1 protein-coding gene, 2 tRNA genes, 3 rRNA genes and 1 pseudogene are annotated in these 5,705 nt (G+C 53.8%); 6 read left to right on the forward strand and 1 reads right to left on the reverse strand.

Translation table 11 applies throughout. From position 1 onward, the window contains the following. The 3 genes from ASD35_RS11030 to ASD35_RS11040 form a co-directional block, all read left to right on the forward strand. Positions 1 to 1,059, forward strand: a 16S ribosomal RNA gene (locus ASD35_RS11030); the annotation flags it as partial. Positions 1,060 to 1,250: 191 nt separating this feature from the next. Then, positions 1,251 to 1,327: transfer RNA gene (locus ASD35_RS11035), tRNA-Ile, on the forward strand. Positions 1,328 to 1,336: 9 nt separating this feature from the next. Beyond that, a tRNA-Ala gene (locus ASD35_RS11040) sits at positions 1,337 to 1,412 on the forward strand. On the opposite strand, the gene ASD35_RS27130 is transcribed toward ASD35_RS11040, so the two are convergent. Beyond that, positions 1,400 to 1,546 carry a hypothetical protein gene (locus ASD35_RS27130; protein ID WP_157275497.1) on the reverse strand — a complete coding sequence of 49 codons (147 nt, stop codon included), beginning with the start codon at positions 1,544 to 1,546 and terminating at the stop codon, positions 1,400 to 1,402. The genes ASD35_RS11040 and ASD35_RS27130 overlap by 13 nt on opposite strands. Before the next feature lie 179 nt (positions 1,547 to 1,725). Here ASD35_RS27130 and ASD35_RS11045 point away from each other — a divergent pair. The 3 genes and pseudogenes from ASD35_RS11045 to ASD35_RS28005 form a co-directional block, all read left to right on the forward strand. After that, positions 1,726 to 4,603 (forward strand): 23S ribosomal RNA (locus ASD35_RS11045). A gap of 187 nt (positions 4,604 to 4,790) precedes the next feature. Further along, positions 4,791 to 4,903 (forward strand): 5S ribosomal RNA (gene rrf / locus ASD35_RS11050). Positions 4,904 to 5,270: 367 nt separating this feature from the next. After that, positions 5,271 to 5,541: pseudogene (locus ASD35_RS28005) on the forward strand (transposase); the annotation flags it as partial. Between the last annotated feature and the right edge of the window lie 164 nt (positions 5,542 to 5,705).

The following is a 5,705-nucleotide window of genomic DNA, read 5'->3' on the forward strand; positions in this document are numbered from 1 at the left end:
ATGACGGTACCTGAAGAATAAGCACCGGCTAACTACGTGCCAGCAGCCGCGGTAATACGTAGGGTGCAAGCGTTAATCGGAATTACTGGGCGTAAAGCGTGCGCAGGCGGTTATGCAAGACAGATGTGAAATCCCCGGGCTCAACCTGGGAACTGCATTTGTGACTGCATAGCTAGAGTACGGTAGAGGGGGATGGAATTCCGCGTGTAGCAGTGAAATGCGTAGATATGCGGAGGAACACCGATGGCGAAGGCAATCCCCTGGACCTGTACTGACGCTCATGCACGAAAGCGTGGGGAGCAAACAGGATTAGATACCCTGGTAGTCCACGCCCTAAACGATGTCAACTGGTTGTTGGGAGGGTTTCTTCTCAGTAACGTAGCTAACGCGTGAAGTTGACCGCCTGGGGAGTACGGCCGCAAGGTTGAAACTCAAAGGAATTGACGGGGACCCGCACAAGCGGTGGATGATGTGGTTTAATTCGATGCAACGCGAAAAACCTTACCTACCCTTGACATGTCTGGAATCCTGAAGAGATTTGGGAGTGCTCGAAAGAGAGCCAGAACACAGGTGCTGCATGGCCGTCGTCAGCTCGTGTCGTGAGATGTTGGGTTAAGTCCCGCAACGAGCGCAACCCTTGTCATTAGTTGCTACGTAAGGGCACTCTAATGAGACTGCCGGTGACAAACCGGAGGAAGGTGGGGATGACGTCAGGTCATCATGGCCCTTATGGGTAGGGCTACACACGTCATACAATGGCCGGGACAGAGGGCTGCCAACCCGCGAGGGGGAGCTAATCCCAGAAACCCGGTCGTAGTCCGGATCGTAGTCTGCAACTCGACTGCGTGAAGTCGGAATCGCTAGTAATCGCGGATCAGCTTGCCGCGGTGAATACGTTCCCGGGTCTTGTACACACCGCCCGTCACACCATGGGAGCGGGTTCTGCCAGAAGTAGTTAGCCTAACCGCAAGGAGGGCGATTACCACGGCAGGGTTCGTGACTGGGGTGAAGTCGTAACAAGGTAGCCGTATCGGAAGGTGCGGCTGGATCACCTCCTTTCTAGATTGATCAAGCCTCGATGGTTCTCCGGAGCTGTCAGAGCGAGATCGCTATAGAGCGAAAGCTCAAGCACTTTGCTTTAAGCGCCCACACTTATCGGCTGTCATACAACAGTGAGTGAAATCGCGTGAGCCTGTGGAGCTGGCCTCGACAGCTGGCGATGATACAGAGCGACGCAACGAGTTTCGCGTGGGTCTGTAGCTCAGTCGGTTAGAGCACCGTCTTGATAAGGCGGGGGTCGCTGGTTCGAATCCAGCCAGACCCACCACGAGATATCGGGGGATTAGCTCAGCTGGGAGAGCACCTGCTTTGCAAGCAGGGGGTCGTCGGTTCGATCCCGTCATCCTCCACCAGTTTCACTCACCAAGTTGGTAAACCTTAGCGAATAGCGATGTTCGTTGAGGTTTACCAGCTTCAGGTCTGCAAAGATCGGCTGTTGTTCTTTAACAATTTGTAGAGTCGAATCAGCGTTGTCGACGGAAAGCATCTCCTGATGCACCGTGCCGTCGGCAACATTTTGATTGCGTCAAACATAGACTTCAACTAAGCAAGAAATTGATTAGGTATGAAGAACGGCGTAACGCGTGAATACTCAAAAACAGTTTGGATCTGAGGATCTGAATTGAGTCCTTGACGACAGTGCAGTCAGCGCTGTCAAAGTTATAGGGTCAAGTGACTAAGTGCATGTGGTGGATGCCTTGGCGATTACAGGCGATGAAGGACGTGATAGCCTGCGATAAGCTTCGGGGAGCTGGCAAATTAGCTTTGATCCGGAGATTTCCGAATGGGGAAACCCACTGCGCAAGCAGTAACTCTGACTGAATACATAGGTCATTGTGGCGAACCGGGTGAACTGAAACATCTCAGTAGCTCGAGGAAAAGACATCAACCGAGATTCCGAAAGTAGTGGCGAGCGAAATCGGAGTAGCCCTCGCGTTTTAGCAGTTTGTATATCAGAACGGAATGGAAAGTCCGGCCACAGCGGGTGATAGCCCCGTATGAGAAATGCAGATTGTGGAACTAGGCGCGAATAGAGTAGGGCGGGACACGTGAAATCCTGTCTGAATATGGGGGGACCATCCTCCAAGGCTAAATACTCGTAATCGACCGATAGTGAACAAGTACCGTGAGGGAAAGGCGAAAAGAACCCCGGGAGGGGAGTGAAATAGATCCTGAAACCGCATGCATACAAAAAGTAGGAGCCCGCAAGGGTGACTGCGTACCTTTTGTATAATGGGTCAGCGACTTACATTCAGTGGCGAGGTTAACCGAATAGGGAAGCCGTAGAGAAATCGAGTCCGAATAGGGCGAATAGTCGCTGGGTGTAGACCCGAAACCAAGTGATCTATCCATGGCCAGGATGAAGGTACCGTAACAGGTGCTGGAGGTCCGAACCGACTAGTGTTGCAAAACTAGCGGATGAGCTGTGGATAGGGGTGAAAGGCTAAACAAACTTGGAAATAGCTGGTTCTCTCCGAAAACTATTTAGGTAGTGCCTCAAGTATTACCTGCGGGGGTAGAGCACTGTTTAGGCTAGGGGGTCATGGCGACTTACCAAACCTTGGCAAACTCCGAATACCGCAGAGTACAGCTTGGGAGACAGAGCACCGGGTGCTAACGTCCGGACTCAAGAGGGAAACAACCCAGACCGCCAGCTAAGGTCCCTAAAATTGGCTAAGTGGGAAACGAAGTGGGAAGGCTAAAACAGTCAGGATGTTGGCTTAGAAGCAGCCATCATTTAAAGAAAGCGTAATAGCTCACTGATCGAGTCGTCCTGCGCGGAAGATGTAACGGGGCTAAGCCAGTTACCGAAGCTGCGGATGTGCAATTTATTGCACGTGGTAGGAGAGCGTTCTGTAAGCCTGTGAAGGTGGGTTGTGAAGCCTGCTGGAGGTATCAGAAGTGCGAATGCTGACATGAGTAGCGTTAAAGGGGGTGAAAAGCCCCCTCGCCGAAAGCGCAAGGTTTCCTACGCAACGTTCATCGGCGTAGGGTGAGTCGGCCCCTAAGGCGAGGCAGAGATGCGTAGCTGATGGGAAACAGGTCAATATTCCTGTACCGATTGCAAGTGCGATGTGGGGACGGAGAAGGTTAGCTCGGCCGGGTGTTGGATGTCCCGGTTCAAGCGTGTAGTCGTGCTCTTTAGGAAAATCCGGAGAGCTTAGATGAGGCGTGATAACGAGGAGGCTTGCCTCCGAAGTGAGTGATACCCTGCTTCCAGGAAAAGCCACTAAGCTTCAGCTTGCAACGACCGTACCGCAAACCGACACTGGTGCGCGAGATGAGTATTCTAAGGCGCTTGAGAGAACTCTGGAGAAGGAACTCGGCAAATTGACACCGTAACTTCGGAAGAAGGTGTGCCTTTAGTAGGTGAACCTGTACAAGGGGAGCCCAATGAGGCCGCAGAGAATCGGTGGCTGCAACTGTTTATTAAAAACACAGCACTCTGCAAAGACGAAAGTCGACGTATAGGGTGTGACTCCTGCCCGGTGCTGGAAGATTAAATGATGGGGTGCAAGCTCTTGACTGAAGTCCCAGTAAACGGCGGCCGTAACTATAACGGTCCTAAGGTAGCGAAATTCCTTGTCGGGTAAGTTCCGACCTGCACGAATGGAGTAATGATGGCCACACTGTCTCCTCCAGAGACTCAGCGAAGTTGAAATGTTTGTGATGATGCAATCTCCCCGCGGAAAGACGGAAAGACCCCATGAACCTTTACTGTAGCTTTACATTGGACTTTGAACAGATCTGTGTAGGATAGGTGGGAGGCTTTGAAGTCAGGTCGCTAGATCTGATGGAGCCAACGTTGAAATACCACCCTGGTGTGTTTGAGGTTCTAACCTTGTCCCGTTATCCGGGATGGGGACAGTGTATGGTGGGCAGTTTGACTGGGGCGGTCTCCTCCCAAAGTGTAACGGAGGAGTTCGAAGGTACGCTAGTTACGGTCGGAAATCGTGACGATAGTGCATTGGCATAAGCGTGCTTGACTGCGAGACTGACAAGTCGAGCAGGTACGAAAGTAGGACAAAGTGATCCGGTGGTTCTGTATGGAAGGGCCATCGCTCAACGGATAAAAGGTACTCTGGGGATAACAGGCTGATACCGCCCAAGAGTTCATATCGACGGCGGTGTTTGGCACCTCGATGTCGGCTCATCTCATCCTGGGGCTGTAGCCGGTCCCAAGGGTATGGCTGTTCGCCATTTAAAGAGGTACGTGAGCTGGGTTTAAAACGTCGTGAGACAGTTTGGTCCCTATCTTCCGTGGGCGCTGCAAGATTGAGAGAGCCTGCTCCTAGTACGAGAGGACCGGAGTGGACGCACCTCTGGTGTATCGGTTGTCACGCCAGTGGCATTGCCGAGTAGCTAAGTGCGGAAGAGATAACCGCTGAAAGCATCTAAGCGGGAAACTCGTCTCAAGATGAGTCTTGCCGGGGCCTTGAGCCCCCTGAAGGGTCGTTCGAGACCAGGACGTTGATAGGCTGGGTGTGGAAGCGCAGTAATGCGTTAAGCTAACCAGTACTAATTGCCCGTGAGGCTTGACCCTATAACTTTGAGAGTCTGTGCAACGCACGTCTCAAGGTGAGTGTTCAAGTTATGTCGTTCTTCGAAGCTACGAAGACGCAATCAAATACTGATTCCGCTGCAAGGATTTATACTTGCGGTGTGCAGAGAACATCTGCTGACTCTACGAATTGGGTTTGTTGACCTCGTCAACAGACCAACCAGTCAAGCCTGACGACCATAGCGACTTGGTCCCACTCCTTCCCATCCCGAACAGGACAGTGAAACGAGTCAGCGCCGATGATAGTGCGGATTCCCGTGTGAAAGTAGGTCATCGTCAGGCTAGTTACCCAAGCCCAGCGCCCAATCTCGAAAGAGGTTGGGCGTTTTGCTTTGNTGCGGCGTAATATTGCTTGAACGTAGAGCTGCGGAATTCACCCGACCTCACTGATAGCCCGCGCGTCGCGGACAAAGCGCACCAGCCTGTGTGCGCTCTAGGAGCCGGCGGGCAGCGTCAGCGTGAGCGCTTGGGCCGTCTCAGGCCTGCCAGCAGTTGCCAGCCCCGGCAGGACGTTCATCTGCGGGAACTCCCGCCGAGGCCGCAGCGCCGAGTGGTCGATGGGGCTTGATGCAGAAGTCCGACGCCAGCACATGTGACCTGCTCCCTGTCTGACGTACCAATCTGAACGAGAGCGAATCCGTCCCAGCGGCATGGCATCAAGCACATCCTCATCGAGCCAGGGGCGCCGACGCAGAACGGCTGTATCGAGAGCTTCAACGGCAAGTTCCGCGACGAGTGCCTGAACGAGCATTGGTTCGAGACGCTGGCGCAGCCCCGCGTCGCGATCCAGGCCTAGCAGGACGATGTGCGGCCGCATTCGAGCACTTGGCCGCGTGCCACCGAGGTGCTTCGCACGCCTGCATCGACAGCAAGCTGCCGATGCAGGCTCACCTTCAACCGCCGCACTGGCATACCCTTGACCCCCAGGGGTCCCTCGCAATGAGTGGTACGGCGAAAGGGGGCAGGTCAATGCGCCGCTGATTTGGCATGCGGTCGACTTCAGCCTCCTGGTCAGTCACCTGGTATGCGTCCGCCCAAGTCACCTTGATGCCCGGTAGCCGGACCTGGATGCTTGTGTCCACGA

The organism is Pelomonas sp. Root1444 (genome assembly GCF_001426885.1).
In the GTDB taxonomy this organism is placed as follows: domain Bacteria; phylum Pseudomonadota; class Gammaproteobacteria; order Burkholderiales; family Burkholderiaceae_C; genus Pelomonas.

Excerpts from the sequence above, each read along its gene's own strand:
- ASD35_RS27130 (WP_157275497.1), bottom strand. The coding sequence starts at position 1,546 with ATGCTTTCCGTCGACAACGCTGATTCGACTCTACAAATTGTTAAAGAA.